Genomic DNA, 20,428 nt, shown 5'->3' with positions numbered 1-20,428 from the left:
CGAGCGCACCATCCATGGCCTATGGAACGCCATCGGCCGCATCCTCGACCTCTACTCGCCACAGGAATGCGCCAACTTCTTCCCCAACTGCGGCTACGATGCAGACTGATCGAAAACCGCTCTAGTCCAGCCGCTGCAGCCGCTCCGCGATCACGGGAGAAATGCGGGTGACCATCTGCTGCACGCCCTTCGCATTGGGATGGACGCGATCAGCCTGCATGAGCGCGGGATTGCCGATCACGCCGTCGAGCACGAACGGATAGAGCACCGCGTCATATTCGCGGGCGAGGTCGGGGAAGATGCGATTGAACTGCCCGGCATAATCCGGCCCCAGGTTGGGCGGCGCCATCATGCCCGTCAGCACCACCGGGATCTTGCGGCGCTTCAACTCGTCCAGCATCGCCTTCAGGTTCTCGCGCGTGGTCGCCGGCTGGATCTGACGCAGCACGTCGTTGCCGCCCAGCCCGAGCACGACCAGGTCGGGCGTCCGCTTGAGGTTGTCGAGCGAGAAGACGAGCCGCTGCCGGCCTGCCGCCGTCGTGTCGCCGGAGACACCGGCATTGATCACCGTCGCGTTGATCCCCGCGCTCCGCAGCGCCGTCTGCAGCCCGTCCGGAAAGCTCTGCCCGCGCGCAAGACCATAGCCCGCATAGAGGCTGTCGCCGAATGCGAGCACCAGGCGCTCCGGGCCGTTGGGCACTGCGGGAGCGGGGGTGCTCGCCGCCTGCGTCGCGTTCACCGCCGTGCCCGGCTGGTCGGCTGCCGGCGATTGCGCGCTGCGACTGTCGCAACCACCGAGCAGCAAGGCTTGGAGAACCAGCGCACCCGCCCCATAACGAAAGCTACCATCCTCCAACGCGATCCTCCGAAATGTCCGAAACAGACCACGGCGATATGGTGATCGTCGCGCGCAATGTAACCTTGACCCTTGGCGACGGCGACGCTGCCACGCCAATCCTTCGGGGGATCGATCTCTCCGTCCGGCGCGGAACCAGCGTGGCGCTGCTTGGCGCGTCGGGCTCGGGCAAGTCGTCGCTGATGGCGGTACTGTCCGGCCTGGAACGTGCAACGGACGGCAGCGTCACCGTTGCGGGGCTCGACTTCGGCGCGCTGGACGAGGATGCGCTGGCGCGCGCCCGGCGTGGCCGCATCGGCATCGTGTTGCAGGCATTCCACCTGCTGCCGACGATGACGGCGCTGGAGAATGTCGCCGTTCCCATGGAGCTTGCCGGCGAAGGTGACGCTTTCGTCCGCGCGGAGGCGGAACTGCGGGCAGTCGGCCTTGGCCATCGCCTCAACCATTATCCCGCCCAGCTTTCGGGCGGCGAGCAGCAGCGCGTCGCCATCGCCCGCGCGCTGGCGGGACGTCCGGAGATCGTGTTCGCGGACGAGCCGACCGGCAACCTGGATGCTGCGACCGGCACCGCGATCATGGACCTGCTGTTCGAGCGGCGCGCGGCGACCGGAGCGACCCTGGTAGTCATCACCCACGATGTCGCCCTGGCAGAGCGCTGCGATCGCATCGTCTCGCTGGCGGACGGCCAGATCGTGCGGGACGACGCCAAGTGAACGAGTGGCGGCTGGCATGGCGGCTTGCTCGCAGGGAGTTGCACGGGCGCTGCCGCGGCCTGCGCCTGCTGCTGGTGTGCATGTTCCTGGGCGTCGGCGCACTTGCGGCGATCGGCAGCCTGTCGGCAGCGATTGACGGCGAGCTCAAGTCGCGCGGCGCAGCCATCCTTGGCGGGGACGTCGAGTTCGCCACGTCCCAGCGCGCCGCGACCGAGGCGGAGCGCGCCGCATTCTCCCGGCTTGGCCGGATGTCGGAAACGGTCGGCATGCAGGCGATGGCCGTCCGCGAGGACGGCGCCGACGCGCCGCAGACGGTGCCGGTGACGCTGAAGGGCGTCGACGGCGCCTATCCCCTCTACGGCAACCTCACCCTCGCCGACGGAAGCATCGCGCACCCTGCCGATGCCGCAAAGGTCTGGATCGCGCCTGGCCTCGCCGAACGGCTGGGCGTGCGGGTTGGCGGACGGCTTCGGCTGGGCACGGCGCAGTTTACGATCGCGGGCATCATCGCCGATGAGCCGGATCGGCTGGGGGAGGGGTTTACGCTCGGCCCGGTAGCAATCGTCACGCTGGAGGGGATTGGGCGCACCGGCCTGATCCAGCCCGGCAGCCTGTACGAGCGCAAGTACCGCATCGCACTGCCCGCCGCGCGCAGCCCGGACACTGCGGCCGAGGCGGTCAAGGCTGACTTTCCGGACGGCGGCTGGGAAGCCAAGACGCGCGACCGCGCCTCCCCCGGGGCGGCGCGCTTCCTCGACCGGATGGGCCAGTTCCTCGTGCTGGTTGGACTTGCCGCGCTCGCCATTGCCGGAATCGGTGTGGGCAACGGTGTCGCCTCCTATCTCTCGACCCGGCGCGGCAGCATCGCGGCGCTGAAGGTGCTGGGAGCGACCTCCGGGGGGATCGCGCGGGTGTATCTGCTGCAGGTGGCGGTGGTTGCGGGCATCGGCATCCTGCTTGGGCTGGTTGCCGGCGTATTGGCGGTGCCGCTGATCCTGTGGATCGCCGGGGACGTCCTGCCCGTCGCACCGGAGTTCGCGATCCATCCGGGTCCACTCGCGCTCGCCGCCGCCTATGGCCTGCTCACCGCGCTTGCCTTCACCGCCCCGCCGCTGGTGCGCGCAGGCACGGTGCCGGCGGCCGGATTGCTGCGCGGCAGCCTGGATTTGCGGCGCGCGCCGTGGCGCCGGGTGCTGCCGTGGACGGGCGGTGCCGGTGCATTGGTGGTGGCCATCGCCGTCGCCACCGCGGACCAGCCGGCCTTCACCGCGAGCTTCCTCGCCACGATCGCTGCCACGCTGCTGTTGCTGGCCGGGTTCGGCTGGTGCGTGCGCTGGCTGGCCGCCCGGCTGCCGCGCCCCCGCGGCCCGCTGCTGCGGCTGGCGCTGACCGGCCTGCATCGTCCCGGCGCGCGCACGGTTACGCTGGTGGTCGCGCTCGGGCTGGGGCTCACCCTGTTCGTGCTGCTGGCGGCGATCCGCACCAGCATCGACGCCAATATCCAGGAGACGATCCCGCAGCGCGCGCCCGCGCTGTTCGCGCTCGACGTGCCGCGCGATCAGGTCGCGTCCTTCCGTCAGACCGTCGAACAGGTCGCGCCGGCGGCCCGGATCGAGATGGTCCCGCTGCTGCGCGGGACGATCACCGCCTATGCGGGAACGCGCGTCGCCGATCTCACGACTCTTCCAGAGGGAGCCTGGGCGCTCCGCGGCGAGCGCGGGCTCACCTATTCGGAAACGATGCCGGCGAGCAACGAACTGGTCGAGGGCAGATGGTGGCCCCGCGACTATGCCGGGCCGCCGCTGGTCTCGCTCGACGTGGACCTCGCGCGCGTCCTGAACCTGAAGCTCGGCGATCCGATTCGTTTCTCGGTTCTGGGTGTGGAGCGCGAGGCCCGCGTCGCCTCGTTCCGCCGCATCCACTGGGACTCGCTGGGGTTCAACTTCGTGATGGTGTTCAGCCCGAACGCCATCGCCGATGTGCCGCACAATCTTGCCGCCACGATCGAACTGCCCAAGGGGCAGGAAGGGGCGGTGACCCGCGCCTTGCTGCCGCGCTTCCCCTCGGTCTCGGTTGTCGAGGTCGGCGGGGTCATCGCGCAGGTGCGCACGCTGGTGGGGCAGATGGCGACGGCGATCGCGGCCGCCGCCTCCGTCGCGATCCTCGCCGGCATTGCAGTGCTGATCGGCGCGATCGCGGCAGCGCGTGAGGCGCGGACCTATGACGGGGTGATCCTCAAGACGCTGGGGGCCACGCGCGCGCAGGTGCTTGGCGTGCAGGCGCTCGAATATGTGCTGCTGAGCATCGCCATTGCCGCGCTCGCGCTCGCGCTAGGCCTGGGCGGCGCCTGGTATGTGGTGGTGGAGGTGTTCGCCTTTGAATGGCTGCCGCACTACCCGACGGTGCTTGCGACGCTGGCGGCGGGGGCGGGCGTGACCCTGTTGATCGGGATTCTGGGCGCGCTTCCCATCCTGGGAATCCGTCCGGCACGGGCCTTGCGTGCGCTCTAGCCGTGTGCGCTAAGCCGTTTATATGACGAGACTATGAAAGCCACGCTTTGCTGTCCGGGCCGGGGCCGTCCCCGGGAATTTGATGTCGATGAAGCATTGGCTGCCGCGCTGCGGGTGTTCTGGAGCAAGGGGTATGAAGGCGCCTCGCTCTCCGACCTGACGGAGGCGATGGGGATCACCCGCCCCAGCCTCTACGCGGCGTTCGGCAACAAGGAGGCGCTGTTCCGCAAGGCGCTGGACCTCTACGAGCGCGAGAAGCTCACCTACATCGCCGAGGCGCTTGAGGCGCCGACCGCGCGCGAAGTGGCGGAACGGTTGCTGCGCGGCGCGATCGCCAGCCACGCGAGCACCTCGGGTCCGCGCGGCTGCCTGGGCGTGATCAGCTCGGTCGCATGCGGCGGCGATGCGGAGTCGATTCGCACCGAGGTCATCAAGCGCCGGGCCTCTTCGCAGGAGGCACTGGTCGCCCGGTTCGAACAGGCAAAGGCGGAAGGGGACCTGCCCGCCCATATCGATGCCCGGGGGCTCACCGCCTATCTGGTCGCCATCATCCAGGGGATCACGGTGCAGGCCGGTGCAGGCGCCAGCTGTGATGCGCTGGAGGGCCTGGTGAAGACCAGCCTGGCGATGTGGCCGAGCGCCTGACGGAAATATTGCATTAAACTACCGGCAGGTATAATAATCCCGTTGACGCACCCGGCCGAGTTATGTACCTAGCGGTATGTAATCAGGGCCTGGCAGCGGCAACGCCGTCGTCGGCTCCATCCAAGGTGAGGGAAGGCCGATGGGCTATCTGACATTCAGCGAATTGGGCGGTGCTGCCGCCGCCAAGGCTTCGGTCGCTGCCGAGGTGGTCCCGCAGGCGGATCCCGTGCCGACCGAAACAAATCTGTCGGCGCTCGAATGGTCCGTCGTGGCGATCGCGCGCGGCGAACGGCTTTCGAGCCTCAAGCAGCCGGGCCGCATCGCGCTGGCGATGGGCACGCTGTTCGGTGCGCGCTCGCGCATGCCGCTCGCGGATCCGCGTCTCGAGGCGCTGCGCCGGCTGTCGGTGCTGGCATGGCACCGCGGCGACGCCCTGCCCAAGTCCGAGATCGTGCGCTTCCTGAAGGCGGGGTTCAGCACCCACCAGTTCGAGACGCTCCTTACCAGCATCGGCCGTGGCCGGCTGGCAGGCACCCGCACGCGCGCTGCGTGACCCACTGATCGCGTCCCCCATGCGCTCCCCTCTCGGGCGGCCTGTCATTCGACGGGTCGCCCGTTTTGTATGCGCCGGCGCCGGAAGCTGAACAAAGCTGGCGCGCTCGCGACAAACGGCGACACAAAACCGGCTTCGCTGACAAGATCGTGAGACTGCTGTCTCCCAAATTGCTTCTCGACCGGACGATGGTCGGATTTGAGGAGTGTAGCCATGAAGAAGATCGCACTGATGATCGCGAGCCTGGGGATTGCCGCGACCGCACTGCCCACCGCCGCCAGCGCGGCTCCGTGGCAGAACGTCAACCAGCGCCAGACGTCGATCGAGCGCCGGATCGACCAGGGTATCCGTACCGGCCAGCTGGACCGCCGCGAGGCCGTTCGCCTTCGCACCGAGCTGCGCCAGATAAGCCAGCTTGAGAATCGGTACCGCCGCAGCGGCGGTGGCCTGTCGGTGAGCGAGCGCCGCGACCTGGATCAGCGTCTCGACCGGCTGGCGGCCCGCACCCAGGTTCAGAAGCATGATCGGAACCGCGGCCACCGCCGCTGATCCCGCCCACCAACGACAAGGGACGCCTCGCCGCCAGCGGCGGGGCGTCCGCCTGCATCAGCGCAGCGGCTTGCCCGAATCCTTCCACCGATCGAGCACGGCCGACTCCGGCAGCTTGTTCTCTGCGGGCACCGGCGCTGATGTGGGCGTGCTGCTCGGCGCCGGCGCGGGTGTTCCGGGACGGGGAACGGCCTCCGCCGCGCTTCCCGCCATCGTCGCCGGCAGCGGCAACGGGTCGAGCGGGGAGGGGACATGCGGTCCCGGCACCGGCTCACGCCCGACATAGCGGTCGCTGAATGCGTCGGCGGTGCCCCACCAGCCTTTCCACCGATGGAAGAAGTGTGCGCCGAACGCTCCCGTCATCACCAGCGAGCGGTTCCAGGCCGGGGTGACGGCATAGGTGTGGTAGTGCGTCGCCAGGCCCGCCGGTGCGAACACGGACCCGCTCAGCGCGCGAGCTGCCACTCGGCGCGCGCGTGCCCAGGAAGCGGGCGCCCGCGGCCCGGCCATCGCCCCGTCGCAGGCAAAGCTGAACTGGCAGCCGCGCCGCTCCGATCCCTGGAAGACGACCCCGCAGACCGTGGCGGGAAAGGCTGGGTGACGAACCCGGTTGAGCACCACCTGTGCCACCGCCTGCTGCCCGTTGTCGGGCTCGTTCGCCGCCTCATAATAGATGGCCGTCGTCAGGCACTCGAGCGCGCGCGCCTGGTCCAGCACCGTCCCGCGCGCCACGAACGGTTGCGCCGGCACGATCGAGGCGTCGCCTTCGAGCGAGGCGAGGGCGGGAATCGGCAGCTCCGGTAGCGGCGCCGTGCCCGTGGTGCCGGCCTGCGGTGCCGCCAGCGCGCCGGAAAAGGCGGGTGCCTCTGCCTGGGTGCTGCTGCGCGGCGGCAGCACCATGCGGCGGGCGGCCGCACGCTGCTGCTGGTCCAGAACGATCCTCCCGGCATGCAGCGAGAAGCCGATCGCCGCGGCGGCGGCGACCGCCCCTGCGATGTGCCGCCCGCGTGCCCGCGCCGGGAGTCGCAGCCTCACGCCCTGCCGCCGGCCCGGATCAGCGCGTCAGCTTCGGTGTGTCGAGGTCGAGCGCACTGGCCGGGATCACCTCGGCCTGCGGGTAGCGCTTGCGCATGGCGTCCGCGAACTGCTTCGCGTCGCCCACCACCACGATGCTCACTCCGGTCGGATCGAGCACGGCGGAGGCGACCTGCTGCACCGCCTGCGGGTCCGCCGCCTCGATCTCGGCGAGAGCGTTGTCGATTGCCCCCACCGGCTGGCCGGCCAGAACATAGGCGCCAAGCTTGGCGGCAAGTCCGCCGCGCGTTTCCACATCCCGGCTGAACCCGCCCGACAGCACCGCCTTGCGGGTCGCGAGTTCGGCGGTCGGAACCGGGTCGCGGCCGATGCGGCGCAATTCGCCGACGATCAGGTCGACCACTTCGGGTGCGGACTCGTTCTTGGTCTGCACGGTGGCGCTGAACGGCCCCACTTCGCGGTCTGCGGCAAGCGCGCTGCGCGCCCCGTAGGAAAGCCCGCGCTTGATGCGGATTTCCTGGTTCAGGCGCGAGGAAAAGCCGCCGCCCAGCACGGTGCTCGCAAGCCGTGCCGCCGGGAAGCGGGGGTCGCCGCGCGAAACGGCCGCGCGCGACACCACCACTGCTGCCTGGCCGCTGCCGGGCATGTCGACGATGATCACGCGCGGGGTTTTGGGCAGCGCGGCTTCGGCGGCCGGCGCGCTGGCTGTAGCGGGTGCCTGCCAGTCACCGAACAACTGCTCGGCCATGGCCTGTGCCTTGGCGGGGGTGATGTCGCCCACCAGGATCAGGGTCGCCCGGTCCGGGCGCCAGCTCTCCTCATGCGCCGCGACGATCTGGCCGCGATCGACGCTGCGATAGCTGTTCTCGGTCCCGATCTTTCCATAGCGGCTGTCGCCGAACACCGCCCGCGCCGCGACCTTGCCCGCAAGCGCGCCGGGATCCGATTTCTCGATCTGGAGCGAGTCGATCCATTGGGTGCGGACTCGCTCGATCTCCTTGGGATCATAGGCGGGATTGCGCACGACGTCCGCCACGATGCCCATTGCGGGAGCAAGTCCGTTCGTGCCCACCAGCAGCGAGACGCTCGCGCCGTCATCCTCGGCATTGGTGTCGAGCGAGGCACCCAACGCCTCGATCTCCGCCGCGATCTGCGTGGCGGAGCGGGTGCGAGTTCCCTCGGTCAGCAGTTCGGTAGCGAACCAGCTCGGCTCCGGCCGCCGGGTAGGGGCGGAGAGCTCGCGCGTGTCGACGACCATCGTGGCGGCAACGAGCGGAAGCCCGGGCTTGGGCACGGTGACGAGCCGCAACCCGTTGGGAAGCCGCGTCTCGGTGCGGGCGGGAAGAGCGGCCGTCGCGGCGGGGCCGGCCTCGGGCAGCGGCTTGCGCTCGGCTTCGGACGCGACCTTGTGGACGGTCACGCCGGGCGGGACGGCGAGCGGCCGGGTCTCCACCGTGGCGGGCACCTGGATCGAGGTGTCGGCAGGCGCACCCTCTGCCTGTGGCAGGTATTGCAGCACGGCGACCTGGTTCTCGCCGAGGTAGCGGCGGGCAACGCGCTGGACGGCGGCGGCGTCCACCTTGGCAATGGCGGCGAGTTGCCGGTCGGCGGCGCGGGGGTCGCCGTTCACGATCACGCTGCTGGCGAGCGCGAAGGCGCGGCCCTCCGCGGTTTCGCGCCGGGCAAGTGCGGCGGCAAGGATCTCGTTCTTGGCTTCCGCCAGTTCCGCGTCGGTAATTGGCATGTCGCGCAGGCGGGCCACTTCGCGCTTTAGGGCGGCCTCTACGGCGTTGATGTCCTTGCCGCCGGCCGCGATCGCATAGGCGGCCAGCACGCCGGTATCCTTCTTGCTGTCGAGGTAGGTCTCGGCCGACTGGGCGAGCTGGTCGCGATAGACCAGCGCCTGGTACAGCCGCGAGTTGCGCCCGGTCGAAAGTACCGCGTTCAGCACCGACAGCGCAGCCTGATCGGGGTGGTTGTCGGGCGGAACCTGGTAGCTCAGCACGACGGCTGGCAGCGGCGTGTTCTCGGCATGAACGACGCGGTGCGTGGCGGCGCGGCGTGGCGGCTCCTTCACGTCTACGCGCGGGATCGGACGATCGGGCCTTGTGAGGGGACCGAAATACTGGTCGATCCAGCGGTCCAGCTGCGCCGGATCGAAGTTGCCCGCCACCACCAGCACCGCATTGTCGGGCCGGTAATAGGTCGCGTGGAAGGCGCGGATGTCGTCGATCGTCGCCGCATCCAGGTCCTCGATGCTGCCGATCCCGGGCCGCGCATAGGGGTGGCGGGTGTAGGAGATCATCGGCAGGTAGAAGCCGAACAGCTTGCCATAAGGCTGCGCGAAGACGCGGCTGCGCAGCTCCTCCTTCACCACCCCCCGCTCCGAGGCGAAGCTGGTCGGTTCGACCACCAGCGTCGACATGCGATCCGCCTCGGCAAACAGCAGCCGCTCGAGCTGGCTGGCCGGCACCACCTCGAAATAGTTGGTATAGTCGTCGCCGGTCGAGGCGTTGTTATAGCCGCCGACATCCTCGGTCAGCCGGTCGAACGCCTCGGACGGCAGGTTGCGCGTCTGCTTGAACATGAGGTGTTCGAACATGTGCGCGAACCCCGACCGGCCCCGGGGATCGTCCTTCGAGCCGACGTCATACCACACCTGCACCGCGACATTGGCGGTCGAAGTGTCGCGGATCGCGTACACGCGCAGCCCGTTCGCCAGCGTCCGCTCGGTATAGGCGAGCGGCGCCACCGGGGCCGGTGCCGGGGGCGTGGCGGTCGCCGCCGCGGGCCGTTGCTGCTGCGCGACGGCGGTTGCGGGAACAAGGGCGGTGGCGAGCAGCAGTGCAGCGCGAAGGGGGTGCATCAATCGGCCTTAGTTGCGCGGATCAGCGCTTGGTACGGGAGCGGTTTGCATAGAGCAGTGCGGCCGTCAGCGCGGCCGAGCCGATGCCCACGCCGATGCTGATCGGCACTGCGGGCCAATGTCCGGCGCGGTCGCTCTTGGGGGTCTCGGCCGCAGCCTCACGTACGCGCTTGGCTTCCTGGCAAGCGGCTTCGACTTCGTTGATCGGGGGGGTGTCGGTCATTGATCTTCTCCGATTGCGGTCATCCGCGGCTGGAATAGCGTGCCCGGAAATCATTGGCGAACCCGGAAAGCGTGCCTGCAGCAATTGCAGCGCGCAAATCCGCCATCAGCCGCTGGTAAAACCATAGATTGTGCTCGGTCATCAGCATCGCGCCCAGGATCTCACCCGCCCGGACGAGGTGGTGGATATAGGCACGGCTCCAGCCGGTGCAGCTGGGGCAGGGACATTCGGGATCGAGCGGCCCCGTGTCTTCCGCGAAGCGGGCGTTGCGGATGTTGATGGGGCCGGTGCGGGTGAATGCCTGGCCGGTGCGGCCGGACCGCGTCGGCAGCACGCAATCGAACATGTCGACGCCGCGCTCGACCGCGCCGACGATGTCGTCGGGCTTGCCTACGCCCATGAGGTAGCGGGGGCGGGCCGGGTCGAGCTGTGCGGGCGCATAGTCGAGCACGCCGAACATCGCCTCCTGGCCTTCGCCCACCGCCAGTCCGCCGATCGCATAGCCGTCAAAGCCGATGGCCTTGAGCGCATCGGCGGATTCCCGGCGCAGTGATTCGTCGAGCGCACCCTGCTGGATGCCGAACAATGCCGCGCCCTCCGCATGGGCACCGCCGGAGTCGAACCCGTCGCGGCTGCGCTTGGCCCAGCGCATCGAGCGTTCCATCGCGCGGGCCTGGACGTCACGGGTGGCCGTGGTCGGGACCAGCTCGTCGAACGCCATGACGATGTCCGATCCGAGCAGCCGCTGGATCTCCATCGAGCGTTCGGGGCTCAGAAGATGGCGCGACCCGTCGAGGTGGCTCTTGAACTCCACGCCGTCTTCGGAGCGCTTGGTGAGGTCCGACAGGCTCATCACCTGATAGCCGCCGCTGTCGGTGAGGATCGGCCGGTCCCAGCCCATGAAGCCGTGGAGGCCGCCAAGGCGATGGACGCGCTCGGCGCCGGGGCGCAGCATCAGGTGATAGGTGTTGCCGAGCAGGATGTCGGCGCCCGACGCACGCACGTCGGCCGGCTTCACGGCTTTCACCGTGGCGGCGGTGCCGACCGGCATGAAGGCGGGGGTGCGGATGGTACCGCGACGCATGGCGATCTCGCCCGTACGGGCGCGGCCGTCGGTCGCATGGATGGTGAATTCGAAACGGGGGGACATGTTTTCCTGATGCCGCCGCAGGCTGCCGCTGTCGAGCCGGATCGCATGGCCCCGGGCGGAGCGTCGGTCGCGGCGATGCGTTCAGCGCTTCACGAAGAGGAGGATGTGATGGACGAGAAACCCTTGGCCCCGGGCGACGTCGCCCCGCCCGGAACTCCTGGCACGGGCGAGAACCTCTGCCCGCGCTGCGGTGGGACCGGGCGTCTCGACGGCAAGGAATGTTGGGAGTGCGAGGGCACCGGCAAAGTAATCGAGGGCATCGGCGGCGGGTGACCGCCGCGCGGCCTTATCCCTGCGCGAGGCCGATGATCGCGATCTGGCGGCCGTAATCGGGCTCGCCGCGATGGGTTGCGCGCCGATAGCTGAAGAAACGGTCGGCATCGGCATAGGTATCGATACCGAGCGCCTCGATGCGGCGCACCCCCGCGCTTGCGAGCCGGTGGACGACATAGGCCTCCAGGTCGAACTGGGCATGGCCGGCGCGCGTGTCGGTGAAGAAGCGCTCGTTCTCAGGATCGGCGGCGGCGAAACGCGCGACGAATGCCGCGTCCACTTCGTAGCTCGTGCGTGCAATGCACGGGCCCACGGCCGCAGCGATCCGCTCGCGTCGCGCGCCCAGCCGCTCCATGGCAGCCAGGGTCGCGTCGGTGACGCCGCCGATCGCACCCTTCCAACCCGCGTGCGCCGCACCGACGACACCGGCTGCGGCATCCGCGAGCAGCACCGGGGCGCAATCCGCCGTCAGGATGCCGAGCGCAAGCCCCGGCCGATCCGTGACCAGCGCGTCGGCATGGGGGCGAAGCGCCTGCTCGAACGGCGCCGTCACCGCCACCGCTTCGGCGGAATGGACCTGATGCACCGTCACGAGCTGCCCACCCGGCAGCACCGCTTCCGTCGCGAGGCGCCGGTTCTCCGCGACCACCTCGGCCGCGTCCTCGGACCCGAGGCCGACATTCAGCCCCGCGTGGAGACCCTGCGACACGCCCCCGCGCCGGCCCAGGAAGCCATGGGCAACGCTGCCGAGGGCGGCGGCACGGATCACTTCGGGCGTTTGCGTCACAGGTTCAGGCTCCAGATGCGGTCGTCGTCGATCTGCTCGCCGACCACGAATTCATAGCGCCCGACTTCGACGAAGCCGTAGCGCGCGTAAAATCGCTGTGCGCGATGGTTGTCGACATAGACGCTCAGCACCAGCCGGTCCGCACCGTCCGAGCGGGCGGTGGCGATCGCCCAGTCGATCAGCGCCGGCGCCACGCCCTCGCCCTGCCAGGGGCCGAGCACATAGAGCTGGTGCAGTTCTGCCGTGCGCGCGCCCCAGTCGCCGGGGAAGGCGACCGGCCCGAGCTTTGCGAAGCCGGCGATTGCGCCGCCGTCCGCTTCGGCCAGCCGCACCTTGTAGGCGGGGTCGGAGAGGTGGGACGGGAGCCCGTTCTCGCCGAACGTTGCGTCGAGGAACGCTGCCAGGTCCGACGCGCGATAGAGCGTGCCGAAGGTGTCGCAGTAGCAGCGCTTCGCCATTTCCGAGAGCGCCGGCCCATCGGCCGGGACCGCATCGCGCAGGATCATGCGAAGCCCGCCGGCACCGGCCAGTCGGGCGCGGTCACCGCGATCGCCTTGAACAGCGCGCCCATCTTGTCGGGGGCGACCAGCCGCTCGCGATCCTCGGCGATCTGCTGCGCCCGCTCCGGGCTCGCGAGCGCCAGCGTCGCCACCCGCGAGTCGATGCCGAGCGCGGTCAGCAGGAAACCCTGTTCGATCGGGCCATGCACCTGCGCGTCTTCCACCCGGGCCGCCTCCATCAGCGTGCCGAAATCGACATGCGCGGTCAGGTCGACCTCACCCGGGGTGTCGAACGGATTGACGAAGCCATGGTCGCGCACCGCCTGCAGGCTGTCGCCGATGGCGGGGCCGGTGTAGCCATAGTCGATCACCAGCGCGGTGCCGCCTTGCGCCACCAGGCGCTTCGCCAGCTGACGCATCACCCCCACCGCCGCCGGCGCGGTCTCCAGGATCGATCCCGGCGGTGCATCGCGCAGCGCCTCGGGCACGATCGGGTCGAAGCCCTGCTGGCCGGCGATCGGCAGGAACAGCGTGTCCTGGCAGGCGACCAGCCGCTCGCGCCAGCCCTCCTCGGTCTTGATGAGCTGCCGGATCGGCAGCGCGTCGAAAAACTCGTTCGCCACGACCAGCAGCGCGCCGTCTTCAGGGACGCCCACCAGGTCGACTTGCCATTCGGCGTCCGGCACGCGCTCCTTCTGCGCGGCGCGAAGGGTGGCGCTGGTCTCGATGAAATGCACCTTGGGCTTCAGCCCGGCGCGGGCCATCGCGCGCAGCGCATCGGCGGCCAGCGTCCCGCGGCCCGGGCCGAACTCGACATAGCGGGCCGGCGGCCGCCCGGCCCGCTGCCACGCATCCGCCAGCGCCAGCCCGATGAGCTCGCCGAACATCTGGCTCACCTCGGGCGCGGTGGTGAAGTCCCCGCCCGCGCCCAGCGGATCGCGGGTGTTGTAATAATGGGCGTTGGCCGCGCCCATGAACTGCGACAGCGGGATCGGTCCGCCGAGCGTGATCGCCCGCGCGAGCCGCTCGGGAAGAGGGCCGTCGTTCAAGCGACGCTCTCCGACCCCGCGATCGGTTCGACGCGGATGCGGCGGCGCTTGGCGGTGGCGATCAGGTAGATGCCGCCCACGATCATCGGCAGCGTCAGCCACTGGCCCATGTGCAGCCCGGTGCGCTCTGCGAACTCCATCAGCTGCTCGTCCGCCTCGCGGAAGAACTCCACGAAGAAGCGGCAGCAGCCATAGCCCAGCAAGAACCAGCCGGTCAGCTTGCCCGGCTCGTAGCGGCTCTGCGTGCGCCAGAAGAGGAACCACAGCAGCAGGCCCAGGCCCAGGCCTTCGAGCCCGGCCTCGTAGAGCTGGCTGGGGTGGCGCGCCGGATCGAGGCCGCCGGGGACGGTGTGCGGGAAGACGACGGCCCAGGGGACATCCGTCGCCTTGCCCCAAAGCTCGCCGTTCACGAAGTTCGCGAGGCGGCCGAAGAACAGGCCGAACGGGGCGCAGCAGGCGACATAGTCGTGGATGCGCAACCAGTTGAGCTTGTTCTTGCGGGCCATCAGGATGATGCCGACCGAGGTGCCGACGACGCCGCCATGGAAGGACATGCCACCGTCCCACAGGCGGAAGATCCGGCCCGGATCGGACCACATGTCCTCGCCATAGAACAGCACATAGCCGATGCGCCCGCCCAGGATGATGCCCAGCGTCACATAGAATACCAGGTCGTCGGCATGACGCCGCGCCATCGGTGCGCCCGGCTGGGCCAGCAGCTTGAGCAGGTACCACCAGCCGACCAGGATGCCGGCAAGATAGGCAAGCGAGTACCATTTCAGCGTGAAGAAGCCGAGGTCGAGGGCCACGGGGTCGAGCCCCAGCTGGTCGAACCGGATGTGGCCGCCGGCAGCGGCAAGCGTCGCAAGGATCAAGTCGGGGCTCCGAAAGTCGTTGCGCTGCTGGTACGCCGCCCGCGGGCAAAACCCAAGCGTCGAAGCGCCGCCGGCTGGCGCGGCCTTGCGCGGGGCGATAGAGCCTGCGCCATGGCATTGGATGCAGCATCGCCCGGCGCGGCTTCGGGAGCGGGCCTGACTCGTCGCAGGCTGCTGGTCGGCGGCGCCGCGGGCGTCGGCCTGGTGGTCGCCTTTGCGCTGTGGCCGCGCGAATACGCCGTCAACCTGGCCGCCGCGGAGGGCGAGACGATCTTTGGCCCCTGGCTCAAGATCGGCACCGACGGGCAGGTCACGGTCGCAGTCCCGCAGGCGGAAATGGGGCAGGGGGTGTTCACCGCCCTGGCGCAGATCGTCGCGGACGAACTCGGCGCCGACTGGCAGACGGTTGCGGTCGAGCCGGCCCCGATCAACCCGCTCTACGCCAATCGCCTGGCGGCATCGATCCTGTTCGAGGACGCGCTGGGCGACCTGCCGGAGCCGGTGCGGGGACGGCACGTGCAGGCGGGCACGCTGATGCTGACCGCTGCCTCCACCTCCGTCCGCGCGTTCGAGGAGGATCTACGCCAAGCCGGCGCCGCCGCGCGCATCCTGTTGTGCAAGGCCGCGGCCCGCCGCTGGGATGCGGATTGGCAAAGCTGTGCCACCGTCGACGGCTTCGTCGTGATGGGATCGCAGCGGGAGCGGTTCGGAACCCTCGCCGCCGATGCCGTGGGCGAGGAATTGCCGAGCGGCACGCTGCCTCTTCGCACGGGCGACGAGAAGCGGCTGACCGGCCAGCCCCTTCCCCGGCTCGACGCCCCGGCCAAGGTCGACGGCAGCGCCAATTTCGCCGGCGACATCCGGCTGCCCGGCATGGTGTTCGCCGCGCTTCGTCAGGGCCCGATCGGCGACAGCCGCCTTGTCCGCGTGGACCGCGCCGCGGCCGAGCGGGTTCGCGGCGTGTCCGCCGTCATCGAGAACCCGAACTGGGTCGCGGCCGTCGGCGAAACCTGGTGGGCGGCCAATCGCGCGCTCGACGCTTTGGCGCCGCGGTTCGAGACCCGGGGGCGGCTGGTCGACAGCGCCTCGATCGACGCGGCCCTCGATGCGGCGCTGGACGGGGATGGCAACCGCATGACCGCGGTCGGCGATCTCGCCGCGACGTTCAAGGACGCAGAGGTCGTAACGGCGGACTACCGGGTCGGCGCGGCGCTTCATGCGGCGATCGAGCCGACCACTGCCACCGCGGTATGGCGCGATGGCCAGCTAAGCCTGTGGATGCCGACCCAGGCGCCCGCCCTCGCGCGCGCGGCCGCGGCACGGACGCTGGGGATTTCGCAGGACCGGGTCGTGCTGCACCCCACCATCGCCGGCGGAAGCTTTGGGGCGAACCTGGAGCATCAGGTCGCCGAACAGGCGGCGCTGCTGGCGCGGCGACTGGAAAAGCCTGTGCAGCTCACCTGGTCGCGCAGCGAAACCTGTCTGCAGGACCGCTATCGTCCGCCCGCCGCCGCGCGCCTGACCGCACGTCTCGGCAAGAACGGCGCGGTTGCAGGCTGGCTCTGCAAGATCGCCGCGCCTCCGGTCGGCAATGCGCTGTCGCATCGGCTGCTGGCCGGTGACGCTGCCGCGCGCGCCGCGATGCTGCTGCCTCGCGGTGGCGACAAGCTGGCGGTGGAGGGCGCGGTGCCCGCCTATGCCATCCCCGCGCTGGCGGTGGATCACCATTCCGCCGACGTCGGCGTGCCGGTGGGATATTGGCGGTCGGGCGCGCACAGCTACACCAGCTTCTTCAACGAGTGCTTCATCGACGAGCTCGCCCATGTCGCGGGTATCGAGGCACATTCGTTCCGCATCTCGATGCTCGGCGGGAATCCGCGCCTCGCGCGCTGCCTGTCGACGGTGGCGACGCTGGGCGGGTGGCAGGGCGGCATCCCCGGCAGCGCCCAGGGGCTCGCCTGCCACCACATGCGCGGCTCCTACATCGCGGTACTGGCCGAGGCGCGCATGGGGCCGGACCAGCGCATAAAGGTCGAGCGCCTCGTCGCCGCGGTCGACTGCGGCCGCCAGATCAACCCGGACCTGGTGCTGCAGCAGATCGAGGGCGGGCTGATGTTCGGCATGGCCGCGGCGCTGGGCGCATCGACCTGCTTTACCGACAATCTCGCCGACGTTCGCGGGTTCGGCCAGATGCGCCTCCCCCGGCTTGCCGACACGCCGGAGATCAGCGTGGAGGTCATCCGCAGCGATGCCGACCCGGGGGGTGTCAGCGAACTGGCGGTGCCGCCGGTCGCGCCCGCGATCGCAAACGCCATCATGGCTGCAACGGGTGTTCGCATCCGGCGGCTTCCGCTGCTACCGGAAGACGCATGACCCCCCCGCCTGATCATCCCGTCATCCCCGCGCCGCGGATCGGGGTGCTGCTCATCAACCTGGGCACGCCCGACGCGCCCGAGCCCCGCGCCGTGAAGCGCTACCTGGGCGAGTTCCTGTCGGACCGGCGGGTGGTGGAGCTGCCCGCGATCGCATGGCAGCCGATCCTGCGGGGCATCATCCTGACGACGCGCCCGAAGAAGTCGGCGCATGCCTATCGCCAGGTCTGGTCCGAACAGGGTTCGCCGCTCGCCGCGTTCACGCGGGCGCAGGCGGAGGGGTTGAAGGACGCGTTCGGGCCGGACGTGCTGGTCGACTGGGCCATGCGCTATGGCAATCCGTCGATCGGCGACCGGCTGCGCGCGATGAAGGCCGCGGGGTGCGAGCGCATCCTGCTCGCGCCGCTCTACCCGCAATATTGCGCAGCAACGACCTCCACTGCCAATGACAAGGCGTTCGAGGCGCTTGCCAAGATGCGCTGGCAGCCGGCGATCCGCACGCTGCCGCCCTATTATGATCACCCCGCCTATATCGCGGCGCTGGCAGAGACGGTGCGGGAGGATCTCGCGAAGCTGCCCTTCACTCCCGATGCGGTGGTGGCGAGCTTCCACGGCATGCCGCAGCGGACGCTGGAACTGGGCGATCCCTATCACTGCCACTGCCAGAAGACCGGCCGCCTGCTGTCGGAAGCATTGGGCATGGAACTGGTGATCGCGTTCCAGTCGCGCTTCGGCCGCGCCAAGTGGCTGGGCCCGGCGACCGACGATACGCTGGTCGCGCTGGCCAAGGCCGGAAAGCGGCGCGTCGCTATCGTCGCGCCCGGCTTCTCCGTCGATTGCGTCGAGACGCTGGAAGAACTGGCGATTCGCGGGCGTGAGAGCTTTGAAGAGGCGGGGGGCACCGACTTTGCCTATCTGCCCTGCCTCAATGCAGAGCCGACTGGGCTGCGGATGCTGCGCAGCATCCTTGCCCCGGAGCTTGCGGGCTGGGTGACGCTTGCCTAGCCTTGGGACAAACAGCGGTTGATCCCGGCCGCGAAGTGAGGGGAGAGAGATCATGGCACGGGTAGCGATTGTAACCGGTGGCACGCGCGGCATCGGCGAGGCGATCAGCCTGGCGCTGAAGGAAGCCGGGATGACGGTGGCCGCCAATTATGCCGGCAATGAGGAGAAGGCACGCGCCTTCACCGAACGCACCGGCATTGCGGCATTCCGCTGGGACGTCAGCGATTATGATGCCTGCCAGCGCGGCGTGGCAGAGGTCGAGGCGGCGCTGGGTCCGGTCGACGTCGTCGTCAACAATGCCGGCATCACCCGCGACGGCACCATTCTGAAGATGACGGCCGAGATGTGGGACGAGGTGATTCGCACCAACCTGGGCGGCTGCTTCAACATGGCCAAGGCCGTGTTCCCGGGCATGCGGGACCGCAAATGGGGCCGCATCGTCAACATCGGCTCGATCAACGGCCAGGCCGGCCAATATGGCCAGGTGAACTATGCCGCCGCAAAGTCGGGTATCCACGGCTTTACCAAGGCGCTGGCGCAGGAAGGTGCGCGCTTCGGCGTAACCGTGAACGCGATCGCGCCGGGCTATATCGATACCGAGATGGTGGCGGCGGTTCCGGCGGACGTGCTCGAAAAGATCGTGGCCAAGATCCCGGTAGGCCGGCTGGGCCAGGCCAAGGAGATCGCACGCGGCGTCGCCTTCCTCTGTGCGGAGGATGCGGGCTTCGTCACCGGCTCCACGCTTTCGATCAACGGCGGCCAGCACATGTATTGATGCGGGCGGCGGGGGCGGGCGTTCTGCCTGCCCCTGCGTTCACATTAGAAGGGCCGGTCCATCGCTGGACCGGCCCCGGGCTCCCGATACGCAACAGGGGAGCGAAATCTTAGCGGCAGCGGCGCGGGCTGTCCGAACGGTCGATCGCACGACCGGCAACCGCACCCACTGCACCGCCCAGGACGGTCCCGAGCAGACGGTCACCACGACCCGCAACCTGGTTGCCCAGCAGGCCACCTGCGACCGCGCCGATCACCGTGCCGCCATCGCCATTGTCGCAGCGGCGGTTGCGGTTGTTGTAATAGCGGCGGTCATCCCCGCGATAGCTGCGGTTGTAGCCGCGGTCATACCGGCGGTCGTTACGACGGTCATAGCCGCGATAGCCACGATCATAATCGCGATCGCTGTAATAGTGACGGCCTTGGGCCATCGCCGGAGCGGCGGGAACCAGCGCGGTGAAGCCCATTGCCAGGGCAGCGCCTGCGAGAGAAAGCTTCTTGAACATCGGTGGTCTCCCTACTCGAAATCTTCTTCAGCGGCGGTCTGTCCGTCGTCGATGTAGGCGGTATGGCCGAGTCGCATTGAGCGAAGCCTGAATACGACTGTTATCCGCCGTTCAGGGAGAACGGACTGTTGCGAAGCATCAACGCCGCTTAAGGGCAGGGGATGCGTATCGCTTCCGTGGTGCTTCTGACCCTGGCGGTGGTGCCAGGCTGGACCGGCACCGTCCCCCGACCGATCCTGGGCAACGACCCCGACATTACTGCCACGCCCGTCCTGCTGCGGGCGAAGGACCCGGACAACCGGAAGCTGGGCGCGCTTACTTACCTGGGCGGCGTGCGGCTCACCAGCCGCGACCGGGCGTTCGGCGGCTTTTCGGCCATGCGGGTGGAGGGCGATCGCTTCACCTTGCTCAGCGACTTTGGCTCCGTCGTCCGCTTTCGCATGGGGCGGGACTGGAAGATCACGGAGCCGCAGTTTCTCACGCTTCCCGACGGGCCCGGCACCGGCTGGGAAAAACGGGATCGTGACAGCGAATCGATGGCGGTCGATCCGGAGACGGGCCGCATCTGGGTCGGGTTCGAGGGCGCGAACGCGATCTGGCGCTATGCGCCGGACTTCGCCGCTGTCGAACGCCATGTCCAGCCAGCAGCAATGGCGAAGTGGCGCCCCCCGAGCGGGCCGGAGGCGATGGTGCGCCTCCGCTCGGGCGCGTTCCTGGTGTTTGCCGAAGGGGGCAGGGCCCCGCCGCATGTGGGTAACGACGCCGTGCGATTCGCGGGCGACCCGACGGAGGATCCGACCCGCGGCTTCCGCTTCAGCTACGTGCCGCCTGAGAAGTATCTGCCAACGGACGCCGTGGAGCTTCCCGACGGCCGATTGCTGGTGCTGCACCGCGCGGCGTCGCTGCGGGAGGGGTTCACCGGGATTATCTCGGTCGTGGAGCCGAGCATGATTCGCCCGGGCGCGGTGGTGCGCGGGCAGGAGATCGCCCGGCTCGCCGGCGACGTCATTCACGACAATTATGAGGCCCTGGCCGTCACGCAGGAAAAGGACGCGACCATCCTGTGGCTCGCATCCGACGATAACCAGATGTGGTTTGAGCAGTCGCTGCTCTTGAAGTTCCGGCTCGATCTTCCGCCCCGAAAGGCGGGATAGCCGGATCGGCTACCCGGCCGCCCGAAGGCGGCA

The 20,428-nt window shown here is 69.2% G+C and carries 20 protein-coding genes; 10 read left to right on the top strand and 10 right to left on the bottom strand.

Features of this window, described 5'->3' with window-relative positions; genetic code table 11:
- Positions 1-121: 121 nt before the first annotated feature.
- Complete coding sequence (locus QP045_RS19945) at positions 122-805, bottom strand: arylesterase (protein WP_422516762.1); 684 nt, start codon at positions 803-805, stop codon at positions 122-124.
- 65 nt (positions 806-870) lie between these two features.
- Here QP045_RS19945 and QP045_RS19940 point away from each other — a divergent pair, with 65 nt between their 5' ends.
- From QP045_RS19940 to QP045_RS19920, 5 genes are all read left to right on the top strand, one after another.
- Positions 871-1,569, top strand: coding sequence for an ABC transporter ATP-binding protein (locus QP045_RS19940; RefSeq protein WP_422516761.1), 699 nt, complete (start codon positions 871-873; stop codon positions 1,567-1,569).
- Positions 1,566-4,079, top strand: a complete 2,514-nt coding sequence (locus QP045_RS19935) for an ABC transporter permease (protein WP_422516760.1) — start codon at positions 1,566-1,568, stop codon at positions 4,077-4,079. The genes QP045_RS19940 and QP045_RS19935 overlap by 4 nt, the downstream gene beginning before the upstream one ends.
- A gap of 33 nt (positions 4,080-4,112) precedes the next feature.
- Positions 4,113-4,724 carry a TetR/AcrR family transcriptional regulator gene (locus tag QP045_RS19930; RefSeq protein ID WP_422516759.1) on the top strand — a complete coding sequence of 204 codons (612 nt, stop codon included), beginning with the start codon at positions 4,113-4,115 and terminating at the stop codon, positions 4,722-4,724.
- 139 nt (positions 4,725-4,863) lie between these two features.
- Complete coding sequence (locus QP045_RS19925) at positions 4,864-5,277, top strand: hypothetical protein (protein WP_422516758.1); 414 nt, start codon at positions 4,864-4,866, stop codon at positions 5,275-5,277.
- A gap of 213 nt (positions 5,278-5,490) precedes the next feature.
- A complete protein-coding gene (locus QP045_RS19920; protein WP_422516757.1) occupies positions 5,491-5,826 on the top strand; it encodes a hypothetical protein in 336 nt (111 codons plus the stop codon).
- 57 nt (positions 5,827-5,883) lie between these two features.
- Here the strand turns inward: QP045_RS19920 and QP045_RS19915 are convergent, their stop codons facing one another.
- From QP045_RS19915 to tgt, 4 genes are read right to left on the bottom strand one after another with little or no spacing between them, the layout of a single operon-like run.
- Positions 5,884-6,861 carry a cell wall hydrolase gene (locus QP045_RS19915; RefSeq protein WP_422516756.1) on the bottom strand — a complete coding sequence of 326 codons (978 nt, stop codon included), beginning with the start codon at positions 6,859-6,861 and terminating at the stop codon, positions 5,884-5,886.
- Between the two features lie 19 nt (positions 6,862-6,880).
- Positions 6,881-9,727, bottom strand: a complete 2,847-nt coding sequence (locus QP045_RS19910; RefSeq protein ID WP_422516755.1) for a M16 family metallopeptidase — start codon at positions 9,725-9,727, stop codon at positions 6,881-6,883.
- 22 nt (positions 9,728-9,749) lie between these two features.
- On the bottom strand, positions 9,750-9,950 hold the full coding sequence (locus QP045_RS19905) for a hypothetical protein (RefSeq protein ID WP_422516754.1): 201 nt from the start codon (positions 9,948-9,950) through the stop codon (positions 9,750-9,752).
- A gap of 19 nt (positions 9,951-9,969) precedes the next feature.
- Complete coding sequence (gene tgt, locus QP045_RS19900) at positions 9,970-11,100, bottom strand: tRNA guanosine(34) transglycosylase Tgt (RefSeq protein WP_422516753.1); 1,131 nt, start codon at positions 11,098-11,100, stop codon at positions 9,970-9,972.
- Between the two features lie 108 nt (positions 11,101-11,208).
- Here tgt and QP045_RS19895 point away from each other — a divergent pair, with 108 nt between their 5' ends.
- Positions 11,209-11,373: a hypothetical protein gene (locus tag QP045_RS19895; protein WP_422516752.1), complete on the top strand. Its 165-nt coding sequence runs from the start codon at positions 11,209-11,211 to the stop codon at positions 11,371-11,373.
- 13 nt (positions 11,374-11,386) lie between these two features.
- Here QP045_RS19895 and pgeF read toward each other — a convergent pair whose 3' ends face one another.
- From pgeF to lgt, 4 genes are read right to left on the bottom strand one after another with little or no spacing between them, the layout of a single operon-like run.
- On the bottom strand, positions 11,387-12,160 hold the full coding sequence (gene pgeF / locus QP045_RS19890; protein ID WP_422516751.1) for a peptidoglycan editing factor PgeF: 774 nt from the start codon (positions 12,158-12,160) through the stop codon (positions 11,387-11,389).
- Positions 12,157-12,666, bottom strand: a complete 510-nt coding sequence (locus QP045_RS19885; RefSeq protein WP_422516750.1) for a GNAT family N-acetyltransferase — start codon at positions 12,664-12,666, stop codon at positions 12,157-12,159. The genes pgeF and QP045_RS19885 overlap by 4 nt, the downstream gene beginning before the upstream one ends.
- Positions 12,663-13,709 carry a class I SAM-dependent methyltransferase gene (locus QP045_RS19880; RefSeq protein WP_422516749.1) on the bottom strand — a complete coding sequence of 349 codons (1,047 nt, stop codon included), beginning with the start codon at positions 13,707-13,709 and terminating at the stop codon, positions 12,663-12,665. The genes QP045_RS19885 and QP045_RS19880 overlap by 4 nt, the downstream gene beginning before the upstream one ends.
- A complete protein-coding gene (gene lgt, locus QP045_RS19875; RefSeq protein ID WP_422516748.1) occupies positions 13,706-14,584 on the bottom strand; it encodes a prolipoprotein diacylglyceryl transferase in 879 nt (292 codons plus the stop codon). Before lgt ends, QP045_RS19880 begins: the two co-directional genes overlap by 4 nt.
- Positions 14,585-14,695: 111 nt before the next feature.
- Here lgt and QP045_RS19870 point away from each other — a divergent pair, with 111 nt between their 5' ends.
- The 3 genes from QP045_RS19870 to phbB are packed head-to-tail and all read left to right on the top strand — an operon-like array spanning position 14,696 to position 18,736.
- Complete coding sequence (locus QP045_RS19870) at positions 14,696-16,957, top strand: molybdopterin cofactor-binding domain-containing protein (RefSeq protein WP_422516747.1); 2,262 nt, start codon at positions 14,696-14,698, stop codon at positions 16,955-16,957.
- Positions 16,954-17,961, top strand: a complete 1,008-nt coding sequence (gene hemH / locus QP045_RS19865; protein WP_422516746.1) for a ferrochelatase — start codon at positions 16,954-16,956, stop codon at positions 17,959-17,961. Before QP045_RS19870 ends, hemH begins: the two co-directional genes overlap by 4 nt.
- 52 nt (positions 17,962-18,013) lie before the next feature.
- Complete coding sequence (gene phbB, locus QP045_RS19860; protein ID WP_422516745.1) at positions 18,014-18,736, top strand: acetoacetyl-CoA reductase; 723 nt, start codon at positions 18,014-18,016, stop codon at positions 18,734-18,736.
- Positions 18,737-18,845: 109 nt separating this feature from the next.
- Here the strand turns inward: phbB and QP045_RS19855 are convergent, their stop codons facing one another.
- Positions 18,846-19,241, bottom strand: coding sequence for a glycine zipper 2TM domain-containing protein (locus tag QP045_RS19855; protein WP_422516744.1), 396 nt, complete (start codon positions 19,239-19,241; stop codon positions 18,846-18,848).
- A 161-nt stretch (positions 19,242-19,402) separates the two neighbouring features.
- On the opposite strand from QP045_RS19855, the gene QP045_RS19850 reads away from it, so the two are divergent.
- A complete protein-coding gene (locus QP045_RS19850) occupies positions 19,403-20,395 on the top strand; it encodes an esterase-like activity of phytase family protein (protein ID WP_422516743.1) in 993 nt (330 codons plus the stop codon).
- Positions 20,396-20,428: the final 33 nt, after the last annotated feature.

Source organism: Sphingomonas sp. 3-13AW (genome assembly GCF_049311085.1).
Lineage (GTDB): Bacteria > Pseudomonadota > Alphaproteobacteria > Sphingomonadales > Sphingomonadaceae > Sphingomonas.
The sequence above is the reverse complement of the archived record's forward strand: the minus strand, read 5'-3'. Positions and strand labels throughout refer to the sequence as shown.